This is a genomic window from Streptomyces sp. NPDC059866 (assembly GCF_042731325.1).
GTDB classification, from domain to species: domain Bacteria; phylum Actinomycetota; class Actinomycetes; order Streptomycetales; family Streptomycetaceae; genus Streptomyces; species Streptomyces flavusporus.
The window spans coordinates 9,042-26,530 of sequence record NZ_JBHWJT010000059.1; the positions used below are offsets into that span (position 1 = coordinate 9,042).

The 17,489-nt window shown below is 67.0% G+C and carries 17 protein-coding genes and 2 pseudogenes; 8 read left to right on the forward strand and 11 right to left on the reverse strand.

Annotated elements, in window-relative coordinates:
• Positions 1–195: 195 nt before the first annotated feature.
• A complete protein-coding gene (locus ACFV7R_RS43305; protein ID WP_385275206.1) occupies positions 196–345 on the reverse strand; it encodes a hypothetical protein in 150 nt (49 codons plus the stop codon).
• A gap of 29 nt (positions 346–374) precedes the next feature.
• Complete coding sequence (locus ACFV7R_RS43310; RefSeq protein ID WP_385275165.1) at positions 375–578, reverse strand: hypothetical protein; 204 nt, start codon at positions 576–578, stop codon at positions 375–377.
• A 145-nt stretch (positions 579–723) separates the two neighbouring features.
• Here ACFV7R_RS43310 and ACFV7R_RS43315 point away from each other — a divergent pair, with 145 nt between their 5' ends.
• The 6 genes from ACFV7R_RS43315 to ACFV7R_RS43340 all read left to right on the forward strand — a co-directional run bounded on the left by ACFV7R_RS43315 (position 724) and on the right by ACFV7R_RS43340 (position 5,473).
• On the forward strand, positions 724–1,164 hold the full coding sequence (locus tag ACFV7R_RS43315; protein ID WP_385275168.1) for a hypothetical protein: 441 nt from the start codon (positions 724–726) through the stop codon (positions 1,162–1,164).
• 296 nt (positions 1,165–1,460) lie between these two features.
• A complete protein-coding gene (locus ACFV7R_RS43320) occupies positions 1,461–1,916 on the forward strand; it encodes a hypothetical protein (RefSeq protein WP_385275171.1) in 456 nt (151 codons plus the stop codon).
• A 73-nt stretch (positions 1,917–1,989) separates the two neighbouring features.
• Positions 1,990–2,829: a transposase family protein gene (locus tag ACFV7R_RS43325; RefSeq protein ID WP_385275174.1), complete on the forward strand. Its 840-nt coding sequence runs from the start codon at positions 1,990–1,992 to the stop codon at positions 2,827–2,829.
• 60 nt (positions 2,830–2,889) lie between these two features.
• A complete protein-coding gene (locus ACFV7R_RS43330) occupies positions 2,890–4,356 on the forward strand; it encodes a B12-binding domain-containing radical SAM protein (protein WP_385275177.1) in 1,467 nt (488 codons plus the stop codon).
• Positions 4,353–5,009 (forward strand): dTMP kinase, encoded by a 657-nt coding sequence (locus ACFV7R_RS43335; RefSeq protein WP_385275179.1) that lies wholly within the window; start codon positions 4,353–4,355, stop codon positions 5,007–5,009. The genes ACFV7R_RS43330 and ACFV7R_RS43335 overlap by 4 nt, the downstream gene beginning before the upstream one ends.
• Entirely contained in the window at positions 5,006–5,473 is a 468-nt protein-coding gene (locus ACFV7R_RS43340; protein WP_385275182.1) for an NUDIX domain-containing protein, read from the forward strand. Before ACFV7R_RS43335 ends, ACFV7R_RS43340 begins: the two co-directional genes overlap by 4 nt.
• A gap of 590 nt (positions 5,474–6,063) precedes the next feature.
• Here the strand turns inward: ACFV7R_RS43340 and ACFV7R_RS43345 are convergent.
• A complete protein-coding gene (locus ACFV7R_RS43345; RefSeq protein ID WP_385275185.1) occupies positions 6,064–6,486 on the reverse strand; it encodes a hypothetical protein in 423 nt (140 codons plus the stop codon).
• Between the two features lie 869 nt (positions 6,487–7,355).
• Here ACFV7R_RS43345 and ACFV7R_RS43350 point away from each other — a divergent pair.
• Positions 7,356–8,558, forward strand: coding sequence for an epoxide hydrolase family protein (locus ACFV7R_RS43350; RefSeq protein WP_385275188.1), 1,203 nt, complete (start codon positions 7,356–7,358; stop codon positions 8,556–8,558).
• 378 nt (positions 8,559–8,936) lie between these two features.
• Here ACFV7R_RS43350 and ACFV7R_RS43355 read toward each other — a convergent pair whose 3' ends face one another.
• From ACFV7R_RS43355 to ACFV7R_RS43385, 7 genes and pseudogenes are all read right to left on the reverse strand, one after another.
• Positions 8,937–9,590: a transposase gene (locus tag ACFV7R_RS43355; protein ID WP_385275209.1), complete on the reverse strand. Its 654-nt coding sequence runs from the start codon at positions 9,588–9,590 to the stop codon at positions 8,937–8,939.
• Positions 9,591–10,275: 685 nt separating this feature from the next.
• A pseudogene (locus ACFV7R_RS43360) lies at positions 10,276–10,590 on the reverse strand (transposase); the annotation flags it as partial.
• Between the two features lie 96 nt (positions 10,591–10,686).
• Positions 10,687–12,113: pseudogene (locus ACFV7R_RS43365) on the reverse strand (ISAzo13 family transposase); the annotation flags it as partial.
• A 356-nt stretch (positions 12,114–12,469) separates the two neighbouring features.
• Complete coding sequence (locus ACFV7R_RS43370) at positions 12,470–13,762, reverse strand: IS256 family transposase (protein WP_385275191.1); 1,293 nt, start codon at positions 13,760–13,762, stop codon at positions 12,470–12,472.
• A gap of 358 nt (positions 13,763–14,120) precedes the next feature.
• Positions 14,121–14,888 carry an SDR family NAD(P)-dependent oxidoreductase gene (locus tag ACFV7R_RS43375; RefSeq protein ID WP_385275194.1) on the reverse strand — a complete coding sequence of 256 codons (768 nt, stop codon included), beginning with the start codon at positions 14,886–14,888 and terminating at the stop codon, positions 14,121–14,123.
• Between the two features lie 454 nt (positions 14,889–15,342).
• Positions 15,343–15,804 (reverse strand): transposase, encoded by a 462-nt coding sequence (locus tag ACFV7R_RS43380; protein WP_385275212.1) that lies wholly within the window; start codon positions 15,802–15,804, stop codon positions 15,343–15,345.
• Positions 15,805–15,867: 63 nt separating this feature from the next.
• Positions 15,868–16,470 (reverse strand): transposase, encoded by a 603-nt coding sequence (locus ACFV7R_RS43385; RefSeq protein ID WP_385275197.1) that lies wholly within the window; start codon positions 16,468–16,470, stop codon positions 15,868–15,870.
• A 236-nt stretch (positions 16,471–16,706) separates the two neighbouring features.
• Between ACFV7R_RS43385 and ACFV7R_RS43390 the strand changes: the two genes are divergently transcribed.
• The gene (locus ACFV7R_RS43390) at positions 16,707–17,054 is read left to right on the forward strand and encodes an ArsR/SmtB family transcription factor (RefSeq protein ID WP_385275200.1); all 348 of its coding nucleotides are present in this window, start codon (positions 16,707–16,709) and stop codon (positions 17,052–17,054) included.
• Positions 17,055–17,183: 129 nt separating this feature from the next.
• On the opposite strand, the gene ACFV7R_RS43395 is transcribed toward ACFV7R_RS43390, so the two are convergent.
• The coding region (locus ACFV7R_RS43395) for a transposase (RefSeq protein ID WP_385275203.1) at positions 17,184–17,489 on the reverse strand (306 nt) is incomplete at its 5' end.

Sequence of the window (17,489 nt, forward strand, 5' to 3'; positions counted from 1 at the left end):
GGGGGGGCCCGCGCTGGCGGTATCCGGGGGAGGGGCGGCCTCGCGGCTGGGGGGCCCGGCTCGTCGGCCATTCCCGCCTGCCGCGACTAGTGAGCCTTCGTCATCTTCGAACGTGCTGGTCGGAGGCTCTGGCGTGACCGTCCTTCGGCGAGCTCAAGCTGGTCGTGGGCAGGAGTTTGCGGTCTTGATCGTCTGTCAGCGGTTGACTTCAAGATCGGTCAGAACGAGAAGGGCGCGCAGGAGAGCGGTGGCGCGGCCGGGGGTGGTGCGGAGTTTGGTGAGGACGCGCCACGCCTTCAGGTTTGCGAATCCGTGTTCGACGGGGGCGCGTGCGGCGGCGAGGATGCGGTTGGCCCGCTTCTGGCCGGGGTGAGTTAGCGGGCGCGGGTGGCCTTGTAGCCAGTGACAATGACCAGGTCATCGGGGTCGTCGGGCTTGTTCATGCCGAGGAAGCCGAGGTCGGCGAGCAGGTCGATCATCTCGTCGCGCCAGCGCCGCAGTGTGGACTCGGGCACGCCGTTGCCGCCGGCCAGGTTGAGCAGGCGTTGATCGTGCCGCAGTATCGCAAGCACCAGCACGGCGATCCGTCCTGGAGGCAGCGACCGCCACGGGGAGCGGATCGCTTCAAACGCGTCCGCAGCATGTCACCACTCTGTCACCGCTGCAGCCCCCGAGCCCCGCCTGTCGCATCATGATTATGCTCACATCACACCAGGGGGGGTCATGCGCATCCGCGCCACCATCGCGGCCGTCGTCGCCGTACTCGCCGTCACCGTCGTTGGCTGCAACAGCGACAAGGACAGCGACAGCAAGGCCGACACCGTCAAGAGCACCGCACCCGAGGCGTCAAGCACCGCACCCGAGGCGTCAAGTGCCGCAGACAACAGCGGCGCTGCCAAGGACGCCGGCATGCCACCCGAGCCCACCGGCGCCGAGCGAGACGCCGTCCTCGCGGCCATCCATGACGTCAACGGCAACCTCACCCATGACGAGGACAAGGCCATCAACGCGGCCCGCAACCAGTGCGCGGCCCTCGACGGCGGCGCGACGAACCCGGACCACAGTGCCGCACAGCGGTTCTCCTACGACGGCATCACGCTGACCGATGACGACGGAAGTCACATCAACGTCGGGCTGCGCAAGACGCTCTGCCCCGAATCTTGATCAGCCACCAACTCTGGCCCGGCCGCGACCGTATGTGGCCGGGCCTCGCCATGCCAGGGGGTAAGCGTGGCCACCGGCGAATGCACCGACCGTGGCTCCGCCGTACAGAACGACCCGACGCCGTGCAGCCTTGAGCCTCCGACAACTTGATTTGAGCTGGTCAGCGGGGCTGGCGTGACGTTCGTTCGGGGTGCTCGTGTTGGTGGTGGGCGGGAGTCTGCGGTGTAGATCGTCCGGCGGGGCGGTTTCGCCGGTTCCTGCCCGAGGCGGCCGGTACGCCTTCTACGATCCGGCCCATGGTGGACCCCGGGACCCTGGAATGGATCGGTGCGCGACGCGCGGAGCTGGACGAGCAGGAAGAACGGCTGGTCAAACAGCTGGAAGAGACACGGGCCGAGCGGGACGAACTCGCCGTGGCGATGCGGGTCCTGGAGCGGATGAGCAAGCAGGTCGCCCAGGAACGTGCCGCGGCCGCGCCGGTGTCCGCGCAGGTGGGCGGGAAGGCGGTGCTGATGGTCCCGCACCGCGAGCCGGGCGTTGCGGACACGGCTCTGCCGCCGGAGTACCAGCGCATCCTCACCGTCGTGGCGCAGGCCGGCGGTCCGGTCGCGGTCCGGCAGGTCGGCGAGGAACTGGGGCTGGAGGTCGGGGTGCGGGGCAAGCTGGAACCGTTGCGCGGGAAGCTGAGCAAGCTGGCCGGTCGGGGCTGGCTGCTCAAGCGGCCCGACGGGAAGTTCACCGTCCGCCCGTGACCGGTGAGCTGCGTCGTTCCGGTCGCCGGTCCGCGGCCGTAACCAGGGCGCCCCCGGTGGCTGTTGGAATCGTGTGACCAAAACCAAAGTGTCCGCCGAGGGCGTCGTTTCGCTTGTCTACCAGTGCCGCCTGTCGTTGTCCACGCGGACCGTCAACCGCCTCGCCGACCTGCTGCGGCGCCACCTGAAGGCAATAGGTTCCCGCTGGCGGGCCCTGCCGCCCGGGAAGATCGCGGTGATCGTGCTGGCCGTGCTCCGTCACGACCAGCGCCTGGCCGACATGGCGGGCGGCAACCAGGTCTCCGCATCCACCGTCCGCCGCTGGCGCGACGAGGTCATCGGCCTGCTCGCCGCGAAGGCCCCGCGCCTGGACCGCGCCCTGAAGAAGATCGCGAGGCGGGGCGGCGAGGTCGTCCTGGTCGACGGCACCCTCATCCCCACCCAGCGCCGCACCGGGACGGCGAACCGGCCGAACTATTCCGGCAAGCACCACCGCCACGGCCTGCACTTCCTCGCCCTGACCGATGAGAAGGGCCGCCTGATCTGGATCTCCGCGGCGAGGCCCGGCCGCACCCACGACGCCACCGCCGCCCGCCGCGACAAGCTCGTCGAGCACCTGAAGGCCGCAGGTCTCGGCGCGCTCGCCGACCTCGGCTTCCTCGGCGTCGACAAGCCCGACGACCCTGATGACCTGGTCATCGTCACCGGCTTCAAGGCCACCCGCGCCCGCAAGCTCAACCCCGGCCAGAAGGAAGCCAACCGAGTCCTCGCCGCCGGACGCGCCCCCGCCAAACACGGTTTCGCCCACCTCAAGAACTGGCGAACCCTCACCAAGCTCCGTACCGACCCCGCCCGCGCCACCCACCTCCTGCGGGCCCTGCTCGTCCTGACCAACCTCGAAGTCGGCCGCTGACAAACGATCTACACCTCAGACTGCCGCCGACGACCAGCACGAGGACCTCGACCGGCCGCCATGGAAGGACCCCTGAACAGCGGTAATCAAGATGGCGCTACCTCACTGCCCGTGCTGGGCATGGCCTACATCGCCACCTACGCCCAGCAGGCCGGCTTCAACGTCGGCGTGCTGGACGCCGAAGCCCACGGCCTGGGCGTGGACGAGGCCGCCCGGATCGTCAACGAGGCCGCGCCCCGGTGGGCCGCAATGAACCTCCCCGCGCCCACGTACGAGATGTCAGCGAAGATCGCCGCCCTGCTCGACCCGTCCATCGCCCTGATGGTGGGCGGGCACCACGCCAAGGCCATGCCAGACCGCGTGCTGGCCGACCCCCGCATGAACAACCTGCGCGCACTCGTCCTCGGCGAAGGGGAACTGCGCGTCGCCGCCCTGCTGCAGGACGAGCAGCAGCGGCGGGAACTGCCCGGCGTGCTGTGGCGTGACCCGCTGCTCGGTACCCGGGCCGCCGGCATCGCCGACCCCAAGACCCGTGCGGCCATGCTCGGCCCCAACATCGACACCCTGCCGTACGTCAACCGTGCCTTCCTCCCCCAGGACCCCTACCAGGCCGCACCGACCGCCGCCGACCGGCGTCTGGCCTCCCGAAGGCCCTGGCTCGCGGCGGCCGCCCGCGCCGGCCACCTGGAAGCCAACATTGTCGGCAGCCGTGGCTGCCCCTATAACTGCACGTTCTGCGGCGCCGCCGTCAGCGCCAACCCCGACGTCACCATCCGCGTGCGCTCCCCGGAGAACATCGTCGGAGAGCTCGACCAGCTGCACGACGAGTACGGCGTGACCGCCTTCCGGTTCGTCGACGACCTGTTCCTCGGCGCCGGCCGCGTCATCGACGAGCAGATGGAGGCCTTCACCCGGCATCAGGTCGGTGAGCGCTACGTCTGGGACGCAACCGGGCGCATCAACGTCCTGAATCGGCTCTCCGACCGTGACCTGGACCGCCTCGTCGCCAACGGCCTGCGCGAAGTCGCCCTCGGCATCGAATCCGGAAGCGACCGCATTCTGGCGGCGATGGACAAACGCATCGACGCAGCGATGACCGAACGCGTCACGCGCCGGCTGGTCGCCCACGGCATCGGCGTCAAGGGCTACTTCATCCTCGGCTTCCCTGGCGAGACCCAGGAAGACCTGGACGCCACCGTCCAGCACATCCGCACCCTGTGGGACATCTCCGACCTGCACACCGGTGACGTCCGCGCCAGCGTCTTCGAGTTCCGTCCCTACCCCGGCACGCCGGTGTGGCAGACGCTCATCGACGCCGGCCACAGCCCGGACGACCTGCTCGCCTACGGCGACGTCGACCTCACCGGCGACGGCGCACACGAGTCGATGCGGCAGCGCGACGAGTTCAACTTCTCCGTCGGCATCCAGTTCGGCGACGTCAATCTGCAGCGGATCCGGGCGACACTCGCCATGCTCACCCGCGAGCAGCACGAGCGGAACCAGGACGGACCGGAGGCAGCCGCATGACCAGCGGGCGCACCGGCTGGTTCGCCAGCATCGACGGGCCCAGCGGAGTCGGCAAGTCCACCACCGTGCACACCCTCCACGACCTGCTGGCCACGCGGGGCCGCCCCGCCCGGCGCACGGTGGAGCCGACCACCACCGAGCTGGGCACATTCACCCGCGCCCACGCCAACCAGATCCACGGCCTGGCGCTCGCCTGCCTCGTCGCCGCCACCCGCTACGAGCACATCGAGACCGTGATAGACCCCGCGCTGCGCGCCGGCGAGCTCATCATCAGCGACCGCTACCTGCCCTCCACGCTCGTCCTGCAGCAACTCGACCAAGTCCCCTTCGGGTTCCTCATCGACGTCAACCGCCACGTGCCCATGCCGGACCTGGCCGTGATCCTCACCGCCCAACCGGGCCTCATCGCCGGGCGCATCGCCACACGCGGCATCACCCACCGCTGGCATCTCGACCCCACCGGCCCCCGCCGGGAAGTCGATCTGTATGGACAAGCGGCGGCCTACCTGACAAGCCAAGGCGTCAACGTGCTGCTCCTCGACACCAGCACCGCCACCCCATCGGACGTAGCCCGCCGAATCGCCGACGCCATCCCAGCTCTGCCGCTACCGTCAATCGCCTTACCCACCCACACAACCCCCCAGGAAACATGAGCGGACAACCGGCACAGCCCGTCATCGACACCCACGTCATCCTCCGCGACGGAGACAAGATCCTCTTCTCCCAGCGCGGCGGCCCCTACGGCCACAAGCGGTGGCACATGCCCTCCGGCAAACTCGACCAGGGCGAGACCCTCACCGCCGGCGCCGCCCGCGAACTGTTCGAAGAAACCGGCATCACCGTCCACCCGGACCGCCTCCGCCTCGTCCAGATCGTGCACCACAAGCAGGACAGCGACGTCCAGCGGATCGGCTTCTTCTTCGAGACCACCGAATGGCAGGGAGACCCCGTCAACAAAGAACCGGACAAGTGCCTCGCCCTCCAATGGTTCAGCACCCATGACCTGCCCGACGACATCATCGAATACCCGCAGGCCGGCCTACTCGGCTACCTGAACGGCTCCGGCCCCCTAGCCGAGCACGGCTGGCAGCAGCACAGCCCCACAAGCCGCCCGTGAACAGCGCCGCCGTATAGCCCCCCGCTGCAGCTGGCCGACGCAGCAGGGCAACAGCACCCGCCCGACCCGGTTCGCTCGACGGCACCGACCTCAGCCCGCTCTGGGGTTCGGCCTTCCCAGCCAGCCTCCATGGATCGGAGCTGTCCGGCATCGACATGGTGCTGCTGGGCGCGACCATGTCGGGATGCATCGCAACTGGCTGAAAACAACGGAGGTTCCCTTGACGCGGAGCGTCACCGGAACTTGGCGCAACCGCATCTCTGGCCTGGACCGGGTCCTGCACCTGATCACCGGAGGGGACGAGATTCACCACGCCCAACGCCTCCGGCAGTTGGCCACTCTTGCTGGAACTCCCGGCCTCGCAGACCAGGACAGGCGACGTGTTGGGGCGATGGCGTGCTCAGAGGATCCAGCACATGGTCCCGCTGCCCCTGCTCGAGCCGGCCGACGTCGGTGGACACCGTCACATGGTTGGTGACAGTGTGCACCACGCCGTTCAAGCCGTGGCGCGAGCTCAATCTCGCCCGCACCACATGAGCAGTCAGGCCTGCCGTGCGCACCGGCCGCCTGATCATGGCTTCTGCAACTTTTCAGGCAGCCTGCCGCGGCGGAAGAAAAGCGCCCGCCGTCTTCGGGTCAGGCCACGGCGTGACAGTTTCTCCGGCGACAAGCCACCCGTAGGTGCCGCCGCGCTGCAGTCGCAGTTCGTAGAGGAAGGGTGCGGCGGCGTCGCTCATGCGACGGTAAAGAAGCGCGGTCGCGTAGTCGCCCTGCTCCTCGAGGTGCAGTATCTCGTACTCCGTGGACAGGGGCGCCTCACCCGCGCTGCCGCGGGCAGCGAACTCCGCGAAGACCTCCTTGCGGGGAGCTGCCGCGATCGCCCCCTCCTGGGTCGGGAAGAGGATGGCCATGTCGTCCGTGTAGAGCTTCTCCATAGCGTCCATGCGGTAGTTGCTCCCGTCGTGCACGACACGCGAGATGAACTCCTGGATGGCGGGGGTGATGTCACTCATGGCATTTTCCTTCTGCTGGAACTAGGTTGCGCCCGTGGCTGGTCGACCCCAACGGGGACGACTGGTAGCAACGTCACGGGACGGCCTTTTTCAATATGGGATGTGCATGCAGGGCCAGCTGATGACACCCGTCTCGGCCGGCGCTCCGGCCGACGGAGCCCTGCGTGATTCACGCTGATCACATCGTTCGACACACAACGAACAACCTAACACGACCAGCTTCGCCATGACCCTCCAAAGCGAGGGTGACGACGCTCTCACTGGCGGGTACATCCATGCCTGGGTGAATACACGGTGTGATATGTGAGCCATGCCACCTTGACGGCGTCCCCGATCGGCGACTTCTTGGCGTTACGGTTTCAAGCGATGTTCGATGACTGGCGAACTCGGCACCTAGTGGTGCTCGGTGCCTTGTTTTCTTGCGCTTTAGAAGAAGGCACCCACTGCAGGGAGCATAGTGGCCCTACCGTCACGGAGGCTGCAACAGGAATGCCGCCGAGGTGTCGGGTGAAGATCCACCCGGGAGTAACACATCACCATGGTCTCCATAGCAGCAGGACGCCTCAGACGGATAGAGCCGCCCTACCTGAATTGACAAGTCACCTGAGGCCCTCACACGCGCCCACATATATGGATGATCGTCTCGACTCCCCCGCGAGACAGATTCCGCCACACCTCCTGTTCGCCGCACCTCCTGCGAATCACGAGCTGGCTATTTCCTGTCCTGACGCCGGCAGTCCGACGCAGACATATTGACTGGAGTGGATAAGCACATGACGAGTCGAGCTAGCAACCTCAGCCGTCGACGGTTGCTGTACGCCATGGGTGCCCTGGGCGCGGGGTCCGCCGCATCCGCAATGACATCCGGAATGGCCGAGGCCCTGGCCGGGCCGGGAGCAGAAGCGACGGGCCTGACCATGCCGTCACCCGCCAGTGAAGCGGTCGTGCCCATGAGACTGCACGTACCGGAGCGCATGCTGCAGGACTTGCGGCACCGGCTGGACTTGACGAGGTGGCCGACCGCGGAACTCGTGGACGACTGGTCGCAGGGAGCTCCGCTGTGGCGAGTCAAGCGGCTCGTCGAGTACTGGAGGCACCACTACGACTGGCGCCGCGTCGAGGCCCTGCTCAATGGATTCGGTCAGTACCGCACCGTGATCGACGGCGTGAGCATCCATCTGCTGCATGCCAGGTCACCGCACCGCGGCGCGATGCCCATCATGCTGACGCACGGCTGGCCCGGCTCGATCCTGGAATTCCGCAAAGTTATCCGGCGCTTGACGCATCCGACCGAGTTCGGCGGATCCCCTCGAGACGCCTTCCACGTCGTCACTCCATCCCTGCCGGGATACGGATTTTCCGACCACCCGGATGAACTGGGCTGGGGCCGTGTACGGACGGCCAAAGCCTGGGCCAAGATCATGCCGCGCCTCGGATACGACCACTACCTCTCCCAGGGAGGGGACTGGGGTGCGGCGGTCAACGTTCAGCTAGGAGTCCTGCGTCCCAAGGGTTTGCTGGGAATCCACCTGAATTTCCCTCAGATCGTGCCGCCCGACCTCGACCTCAAGCACCTCACCCCGGAGGAGCAGCTCGCGATGAGGCAGCTGGACGCGCAAGGGAAGCACGAAATCGGCTACCAGCTGCAAATGATGACCAGGCCCCAGACCGTCGCCTACTCTCTGGCGGACTCCCCCGTAGGCCAGGCTGCGTGGATCTATGAGAAGTTCGGAGTCTGGACGGACAGCGATAGGAATCCGGAATCGGTCCTCACCATGGATGAGATGCTGGATGACATCACGCTCTACTGGCTGACCAATACAGCCGACTCGGCCGCGCGCTTTTACTGGGAGAACTCCGACATCACCATGAACGCCGTAAAAATCGACCTTCCCATGGGCGTCACGCTGTTCCCCAAGGAGTTCTACACGCCGCCTCGCGCATGGGCTGAAAAGGCGTTCTCCAATCTCGTCTACTGGAACAAGGCGAGCGCGGGCGGGCACTTCGCGGCCTTCGAACAACCGAAGATATTCGCGGAGGAGGTTCGCAGGTTCGGCAGGCTGTTCCGCTGACGACTGCCATGCAGCATGCGGTCCACCACCGGGACTGGTTGGACCGCATCCTTGTGATGCACGGTGCATGGCGTAGGAACGACGGTGATGTGGCCCGCTCTGGTGGGTTACCGCAACCAGTTGCCGCATGACCGTCGCCGTTCCTACGACGCGGCGCGAGAGTCCTCTACGAGAACGGCACGACTCCGCTGGTGATCGTCGAGGAATGGTGTGGCAGTGGCGTTCAGGTGGTCAAACCTATGGCCGGCTCATGCTCGGTTCTTCCGACTGCTTCTGTGCCGGTGAACGGACCCGAGGGCGAAGACTTGGACTGGGCGTCGATTGACTGGCGGCGGGTCGAGGAGCAATGCCGGGACTCTGTTGGTGATGTTGGTGGGGTCATACGGCGGCTGAGCACAGGGTGCGAAATCGGGTGGCCCGGCGTCGCGTTCTTGGTTCGGCATCGAGCCAGTCCGCGACACGGGCGATGTTGCAGGCCACTGCGGTGAGTACGTGCTGGACGTGGGTTTTCGCCAGGCCGCGATAGCGGGAGCGGCGCAGGCCGTGGGCGCGGACGTTCTGCGAGAGGGTGGCTTCGATACCGGCCCGGATCGCGTAGCGGCGCTGCCACTCTTCGGTGGTCTGGTCGATTCTGTTGTGCATCTGGATCTCGTGGAGCTCGCGGGTGGGCAGCAGGGCGAGGGCTCTTGGCCGGGTGGCGGAGGTGGTGCACTGCGGGCGGACCGGGCAGGCCAGGCAGTCGGCCTTGGCGAACTTGACCTGGATGTAGTCGTGTCTGCTGATCCTCAGCGCTCTCCACTCCCGGCTGACCGCGCCCTGGGCAGGTGGCCTGCTGGCGGTCCCAGTCGACGGGGAAGGCCGACTTGGCGAAGCCTGAGCCGGCCCTGGCCTGGCGGCTGTGGTCGGGGACCACCGGGCCGAGCAGGGTGATGCCGTGCACCCGGGCGGCCCGTTCGATGTGTGCCGGGGTGACGTACCCGCTGTCCACGACGTGCTCGCACGGCAGTAACTCCCGCTCGGCGAGGTCGTCATGGATGGTCGCGGTCATCTCGACGTCCTGCACGGTGGAGTGCGTCGTGGCCACGTGGACCACCAGCTCGGGGCGCTGTTCGTCGCAGGACTCGGTCAGATGGACGCGGTAGCCGCTCCAGGCGGTGTCCCGTTTGACGCAGTAGTGCGTATCGGTGTCGTAGGGGGAGTCGAAGCGCAGGTGAGCTGGGGGCAGGGCGTGCCCGTCTCGCCAGCGCAGGCGCCCGCGGGTGTCCCAGTAGTAGTGATGGACCCACACTTGGCGGAGGATCTCCACCTGCGGCAGTAGACGCAGGTGAGGCGGGGCGGGCGTTGCCCGGACAGCGGCGAGGATCTTCTGGCCGTCCCGGCCGGTCTGCTCAGCCCGCTCGGTCACCGCTGGTTTCCCGCCCGGCAGCTTGCCGATCTCCACCCGGCGTCCGTACCGTTTGCCCCATTCCGGCTCGATCAGAGGCCGCAGCCAGTTCGGGTCGGCCTCGGCCAGCTCCTCCAGTGCCGCCCGCAGCGTCTCCCCGACCAGCTCCAAACGGCTGAGGAAGCGAACTGCGGCCAGCACGTGGGTGGCGTCGGTGCGCTGCCGCCCGCCGGGCTTGAGCAGTCCTGCCTCCTTCAGGCGCTGCAGCATGACCTCCAGCAGCCGGTCGCCAGCACCGTCCTCGGCCAGCCGGGCTCGAAACTCGCACAGCACCGAGTAGTCGAACCCGGAATCATCCAGCTCCAGGCCCAGCGCGTACTTCCAGTCGATCCTGGTCCGCACCGCGTCCGCCGCAGCCCGGTCGGAGAGGTTTTCCGCGAACTGCAGCACCGACACCAACGCCAGCTGCCCCGGTGACAGGCACCGCCTGCCGTCCGAGGGATACAGACCGGCGAACTCCTCATCCTCGAACAACACGTCCAACCGGTCCCTGACCAGCATCGCTGGCGTGCCATTCGGACACGCCGCCCGCGCCGTCCGCACCGTCCTGACCGGGATCCTCTGATGACTCTCCGGCCGCAGCGACATCGGCGACCACCCCCACCGCTGACACCGCCCCGCTCCCACCAGACAAGCACCCACCAGCCCAGGTGTCAGCACCCCACCAACATCACCAACAGAGTCATTGACGCTGAAGAGGCGGGCGATGGCGGCCTGCCGGAGTCCGAGCCGGTGGTGGAGGACAGTGGCCAGGAGTCGGTCGGCGAGTGTGAGCATGGGGCGGCGGCCGGTGCCGGGAGCCGCCAGGCGTGGCCGGTGCCCTCGCCGTTGGTCCAGGTGCGCTTCCCGCTGGTCCTCGTGGAGAGCGGTGAGCGTGGTGATCAGGGCGTCCCACTCCTGGGCCGGCATTCCGGTCAGGCCGGGGTGGCAGAGCCAGGCGAGATCGGGACTGGGCTGGTCGAACGGGTCGGGGCGTCACTGACCTGGGCATACGCCTCGGGCTGTAGCGTGTAGTTCCAGTCGCCGTGCCACTCGTGGCGGTGCAGGGGCAGGGCGTCCATCTGCCGGTCGCCGATCCGGGCGCCGGTCTCGTAGACGGCGGTGTCGAGCTCGGCGTGCACCGTCAGCCCGGTGCGGGTGGTTGTCGCCGCAATGCTGTTCACGATGACTTCGTGGCTGCTCAGGGGCCTGCCTCGCCAGTTCATGGTGATGTGGGAGAACAGCCGGTGCTCGATTTTGTTCCATTTTGAAGTACCTGTCGGAAAGTGACAGACGGTGATCTCCAGGCCGGTCTCCACAGCCAGAGCGGCCAGTTCGGCTTTCCAGGCGCGGGGGCGGTAGCCGTTCGAGCCGCCCGCGTCCGCAGTGATCAGCAGCCGCCGCGAGTGTGGGTAGGCACCGCGGCCCTGGCCGTTCCACCACCGCCGGATGGACTCCACCGCGAACGCGGCGGTGTCATGGTCGGTGCCCACGCTGACCCATCCGGTGTTCGCGGCCAGATCGTAGATTCCGTACGGGATGGCCTTGCCCAGCTCCCGGTCCGGGAAGTCGTGTGTCTGCACCCGGGCCGGTTCGCCCTCGCGGTGCCACTCGCACCCGGCGTTCTTGTAGTTGCCGACCAGTTCCTTCTTCTTCGTGTCGACACTGACCACCGGGTCCCCGGCAGCCTGGTAGTCCTTGGCCCGCTCGTTGATATAGCGGAACTGGCCATCCCGGTCCGGATGCTGGCGGCCCTCGATCGTCTTTGCGTTCCCCTGCAGGCTGAAGCCTTCCTCGCGCAGCAGGTCGGCCACGGTCTCCGCCGAGACGCGGTGGCCCTGTCCGGCCAGTTCGGAGGCCAGATGAAGGGTCGACTTCGTCGTCCAGCGCAGCGGCGACATCGGGTCACCCCGTATGTCCGGCTCGACGAGAGCCGGCAGGGCAGGCCGCAGCCCAGGATCAAGATCCGCCACGCGCTTGCGGCCTCTGCCTTCCCGGCGGGCCCGCCCCAATGGGGCTGCACCGGACTCCAGTTCAGCAACCCCGCGGGACACAGTGCCCTCGCGCACCCCGGCCGCACGAGCCACCTTTCTGATCCCACCATGCCCCAGCGACCGCGCCTCCGCCCCCATAGCCAACCGGCGCTGCCGCTCATCCAGATGCGGAAACAGCACCTGGAACTTCGCCGCCAGCCCCGCCTCAACCCCCTCCAACATCCCCATAGCACAACAACGACGAGCACCCACGGAAGCAACGACTTGTTTCTCCGCAGACCCTAACTTCGTGGCATTGGTCGACCATCTGCCGGTGGCAGTAACCCTCCGGTCGGCCGCCCCGGCCCTGGAACCAGGCAGGAACGGGCAGCGCCGCCCGGACGACCTGCCACTCCGCCTCCGTCATGTCCGAGCCGTAGCACGGGATGCGATGCGGCCCGTCCGCCGCGTTGGGGTCTGTGTCAAACGAGCGGTGTAACTGGGGTGGTTGACGGTTACTGACGGGCCGCTGAGAGTCGGCCGTCGAAGGTGATGTCGAAGGCGTTCAGCGCGGTCTTCCAGCGCATGGTCCAGCGGGCCTGTCCCTTGCCGGTGGGATCGAGCGACATGATCGCCATGTAGACGCACTTCAACGCGGCTTGCTCATTCGGAAAGTGACCGCGGGCCTTGACCGCTCGCCGGATGCGGGCGTTGACCGACTCGATCGCGTTGGTGGTGCAGACGATCCGGCGGATCTCGGTGTCGAACCGCAGGAACGGAGTGAACTCCTCCCACGCGTTCTCCCACAGTTTCACGATCGCCGGATACTTCCGGCCCCAGGCATCGGCGAACTCCGCGAACCGGTCCAGGGCGGCCTCCTCGGTCGGAGCGGTGTAGACAGGCTTGAGCAGTCTGGCGATCTTGTCCCAGTCCTGGCGGGCGGCATAGCGGAAGGAGTTCCGCAACAGGTGGACCACACAGGTCTGCACGATGGTGCGGGGCCAGACCGTCTCCACCGCCTCGGGCAGGCCCTTGAGCCCGTCGCAGACGAGCATCAGCACGTCGTTGACACCGCGGTTCTTGATCTCGGTGAGGATGTGCAGCCAGTGCTTGGCACCCTCACCGCCGTCGCCGGCCCACAGGCCCAGGATCTCGCGCCGACCCTCGGTCGTGACGGCCAGGGCCACGTAGATGGGCCGGTTGGCGACCGCGCCGTCGCGGATCTTCACGTGGATGGCGTCGATGAAGACCACCGGGTAGACGGCGTCGAGGGGGCGGCTTTGCCATTCGGCCATGCCCTCGAGGACCTTGTCGGTGATGGTGGAGATGGTCTGACGGGAGACCTCGGCGCCATAGACCTCCGCCAGGTGAGCCTGGACTTCACCGGTGGTCAGGCCCTTCGCGGCCAGCGAGATCACCATTTCGTCGACGCCGGTCAGGCGCTTCTGCCGCTTCTTGACGATCTTCGGTTCGAAGGAGCCGTCCCGGTCGCGGGGCACGGATATCTCCACCGGTCCCACATCGGTCAGCACGGTCTTGGAGCGTTTGCCGTTGCGGGAGTTGCCACCGTCTTTGCCCGCCGGATCGTGCTTGTCATAGCCGAGGTGATCGGTGATCTCGCCCTCGAGAGCGGACTCCAGCAGCCGCTTGGTCAGCTGCTGCAGCAGCCCGCCCTCACCGGTCAGCTGCAGACCCTCGGCCTGGGCCCTGTTCACCAGCTCGTCGATCAGCTGGTCATCCACGGCCTTCGCCGACACAGTCGCCGCCGACTCGCCGGCCTCGTGCTCGGCCACGTTCTCACTGGTCATCGATGCATCTTCCATGATCGGGAGTTACACCGAACGATTTACAGTCCCGCCGAGCAACTCGACGGGGCGAAGCAACAGGGCCCGAATTAACCAACAGCATCCGCTCTCAGTGGAGGCCTCATCGGCCAGGGTCCAGAAAGGCGTCGTAGTCCCGCGCTCGAACAGTCCGGCGCGGGTGGTCCCCGCTGCTGGAGCTGTTAACAAGGCATTAGGGCCTCCTGGTACTCGGATTGGCCGGGATCGCAACCCCGAGCTACCAAGAGGCCCTAATGCCTTCATGCCCCGACCACCGCGGGATCACCCGAACAGGAACCCTGTTCGGGTGATCAAGCCTGCTGAGCGGTAAGCGGAAGCCTTCTCAGATGAGTTCAAGTCCGCCATCGACGGTGACCACCTGACCGGTCGCATGGCGTCCGGCAGGCTCAGCCATCCGCAAGATCCAGTGCGCCATCTCGTCAGCGCTCGCGATGTGGTGCGTGGGGATGCGCTCACGCTCATAGGCGTACATGTCGTTGGCGGCCTCGGGGCTGAGACCGGCGTGCAGCATGACGTCGGTTCGGGTGGGGCCTGGGGCGACGGAGTTGACGCGGACGCCTTCGCCGGCGAGCTCCAGGGCCCAGCTCCGCGTCATCTGTTCGATGGCGGCCTTGGTGGCCGAGTAGTGGGCGCCGCCGGCCATGGGGCGGTGGCCGTAGGTGCTGGAGAGATTGATGATCGTTCCGGATGTCTCACGCAGGTATGGCAGGGCCTCGTGGGCCAGCAGGCTCGGAGCGACAACGTTGAGTGCGAGCAGGTCGAGGATCGTCTTCTTGTCCGTCTCGGCCAGCGGCATGACCGCTGTCGCGCCAGCGTTGTTGATCAGATAGTCGAGGCGTCCCCACCGCTGCACAGCAGCACTGACGACCTCCGCAGGCGCCCCGTCTTCACAGACATCGATGGCTAGGACCTCGATGTTGTCGTTGGCCGCAGCTGTCTCCTTCAAAGGCTCCTCACGGCGGCCCACCCCGAGCACACGCGCCCCGGCCTCGGCGAAGGCGATGGCGGTAGCCCGGCCGATGCCGGATCCTGCGCCAGTGACGATCGCAACGTGCCCGGAGAAGGTTTGGTCAATCGTGTTAGCGGTCATGAGACCTTCTTTGTTCGAAGTTCATTGTACATAGAACACTATGAGCGGCCTCTGCGATCCCGTCAAATGCACAAGTACGTGGTGCGACAGCAGGTGCAAGGGCGTCCGCAACGGGGCCGCACCAGGGCGACGCCGCCAGTGACGCGGGCCGGACTTCGCCTAGCGGACGCAGCCGGTCACGCAGGGAGGTTCTTCGCGACCACCGACCAGCGGGTCCCGGGTGGCCCCATGGCAACCTCGGAGCCGGCTCTCGGTTACACATGTCAGACCGGACAGAGCGGCGATATGTGACAGCTGCAGCCGCTTCGGTCAGCGCCGACGACCTGGGAAAGAGTGCGCGGGAGTACCACATGACAGGGTCCAGCGGTCCTGCCCAGGACTCCCAGGCCGGGAGCGTTACGAAACGCGCGCCCGACCCGCTCGGCGCCACCGGCCCAGGCTAGTGCTGGATTCCTCAAAGGACGTACACATAGCGGCGGCGTAAGCGCCTGGTGGGTGCTGCGGGTCTGCCCCAGATCCATGGTCTGGAGCGGGCGTTGAGCTGGTCGGTGGCGACGCTGGTCGCGTGGGTGATGTGGTCGCGGTCGCCGAAGGAGCGTCCGGCCAGAGCGGTCTTGCGGAAGGTGCGCCACCAGCCTTCTTGGAGGTTGAGCCAGCAGGCGCCGACTGGGATGAAGACGTGCTTGATGCGTGGGTGGTCCTCGAGCCAGGTGCGGGTGGACCCGCTGTTGTGCGAGGACAGGTTGTCCGTGATCACGTAGATGTCCCCGGCGGGGTTGGCTTCCTCGACCAACTGGAGGAACCGCTGGTAGAAGGCGCTGTTGCGGGAGGTGGCGGTCATCGTGATCGCTTGACCGTCGCGGACGCGTAAGGCGCCGTAGACCCAGGTTTTCTCCGGTCCGCGGGAGTAGTCGATCTCGTTTTTTGATGCGGTGCCCGTCCGGCGACCAGCCCGGTGCCGGCGGGAAGGCGCGTGGGATCACCGGGCCGAGCTCGTCGGCGCAGACCACCGTCGCGCCGTCGGGCGGGCTGGTGTAGAGCTCGACGATCCGCGTCCTTTTCCCTCGAAGTCCGGATCTTTCGAGCGGGTCCACGAGCGCGTGCGCCGCCAGCGCACACCCTCGGCCAGCAGGATCCGGCGCACCTGGGAGCGGCTGACCTCGATGCCCAGGTCCCGGGCCGCGGCGGCCAGCGTGTCCAGGGTCCACTCCGAGGGTCCCGACTCGTCCGCGGCCCACATCTCGTTCGAGGGCTGCACCTCCAGCCGACCTGGCGGGGTCAGCTTGACCAGGCCGACGATCCTCGAGCGCTCGGCCTCGGTGATCCTTCGCTTGCGGCCTTGCCCGCCCAGATCCTCCAGTCCCTCCAGCCCGGAGCGGTTGAAGCGGTGCAGCCAGCGGCGCACCGTCTTCTGACTGCACCGCAGTTCGCCGGCTATCTGCGGGACCAGCCACCCGTCCCAGCTCAGCTCCACCATCCGGCACCGCTCAACCACAACCTTCGGCGCCTTTCTGGCCGACGCCAGGCGGTGGACCACCGCTTGCTCGCCCTCGTCACGGCCCGGCCGTGCCCTCAGCACCATTACCCAGCACCCGCCCCCGAGCACCCGCAACCGCCCCGCTACCCGCAGCTATACCCACCGAAAGCGGAATTGAGGACTAGCGCCGTCCAGCTTCCGATTCCGCAGGCAACGCTCGCTCCACCGCCGCCGTCGCAGCCAGCACACACAGTGCCTCATGCGCATCTCACCGCTGTCAGCACCTGGGTGCCTCAATGCCGCATGTTCGATTCATACCGAACATGCGGTAAGATGGCTGGATGCTGGATCATTCGTCACTTGCCGACACCGAGATCGCACTGCCGCGTTTGCTGGGAGTTCTCAGCGATCCGACACGGCTGGGGATCGTCCGAGTGCTGTCGGACGGTGCGGAACGCGGATGGGGGCAGCTGTGCGCCCCTGTCGCCAAGTCCACACTCAGTCATCACCTCAAGATGCTGCGCGAGGCCGGTGTAACGCAGACCCGCCAAGAGGGCACGCGATGCTATGTAACGCTGCGGCGTGAAGCCCTCGACGCCCGCTTTCCCGGCTTGCTCCCGGCTCTCTTGGCCGCGGCCGTTGCTGACAATGTCGGTGAACACGTCACCGAACGCGAAAAGGAGATGTGACCGGACAATCCGGTACTGCCGACCACCTCCGCCAGGAAGGTGGTGAGGCGTGATATCAGCCCGCACAAGCGACCCGTCCGCGGAGACGGCATCTGAGCTTGACTCTGTCGGGGATCTTGATGGTCGAGGTCAGCTGCCGAGGGTTCGCCAGGACTTCGACCGGGGAATCCCCTGCTGGTCCAGGAACGTCTGGAAGGCGGTCGGCGGTCTCCGTGAAGAGGTTTCCTCGGTCACTGGCCGGCCGCTGAGGCGCTCGATGCTCACGGCGATGGCCGTGAGTACGTGTTGCAGGTGGGCTTTCGGCTGTCCTCGGTGGCGGCAGTGGCGCATGCCGTGTCCATGGGCGAACTCGTTGATGGTGCCTTCCACTCCGGAACGGACCGCATAGCGGGCCTTCCAGTCGGGCGTCTGCTGCTCGGTGCGGACGCGGACTTG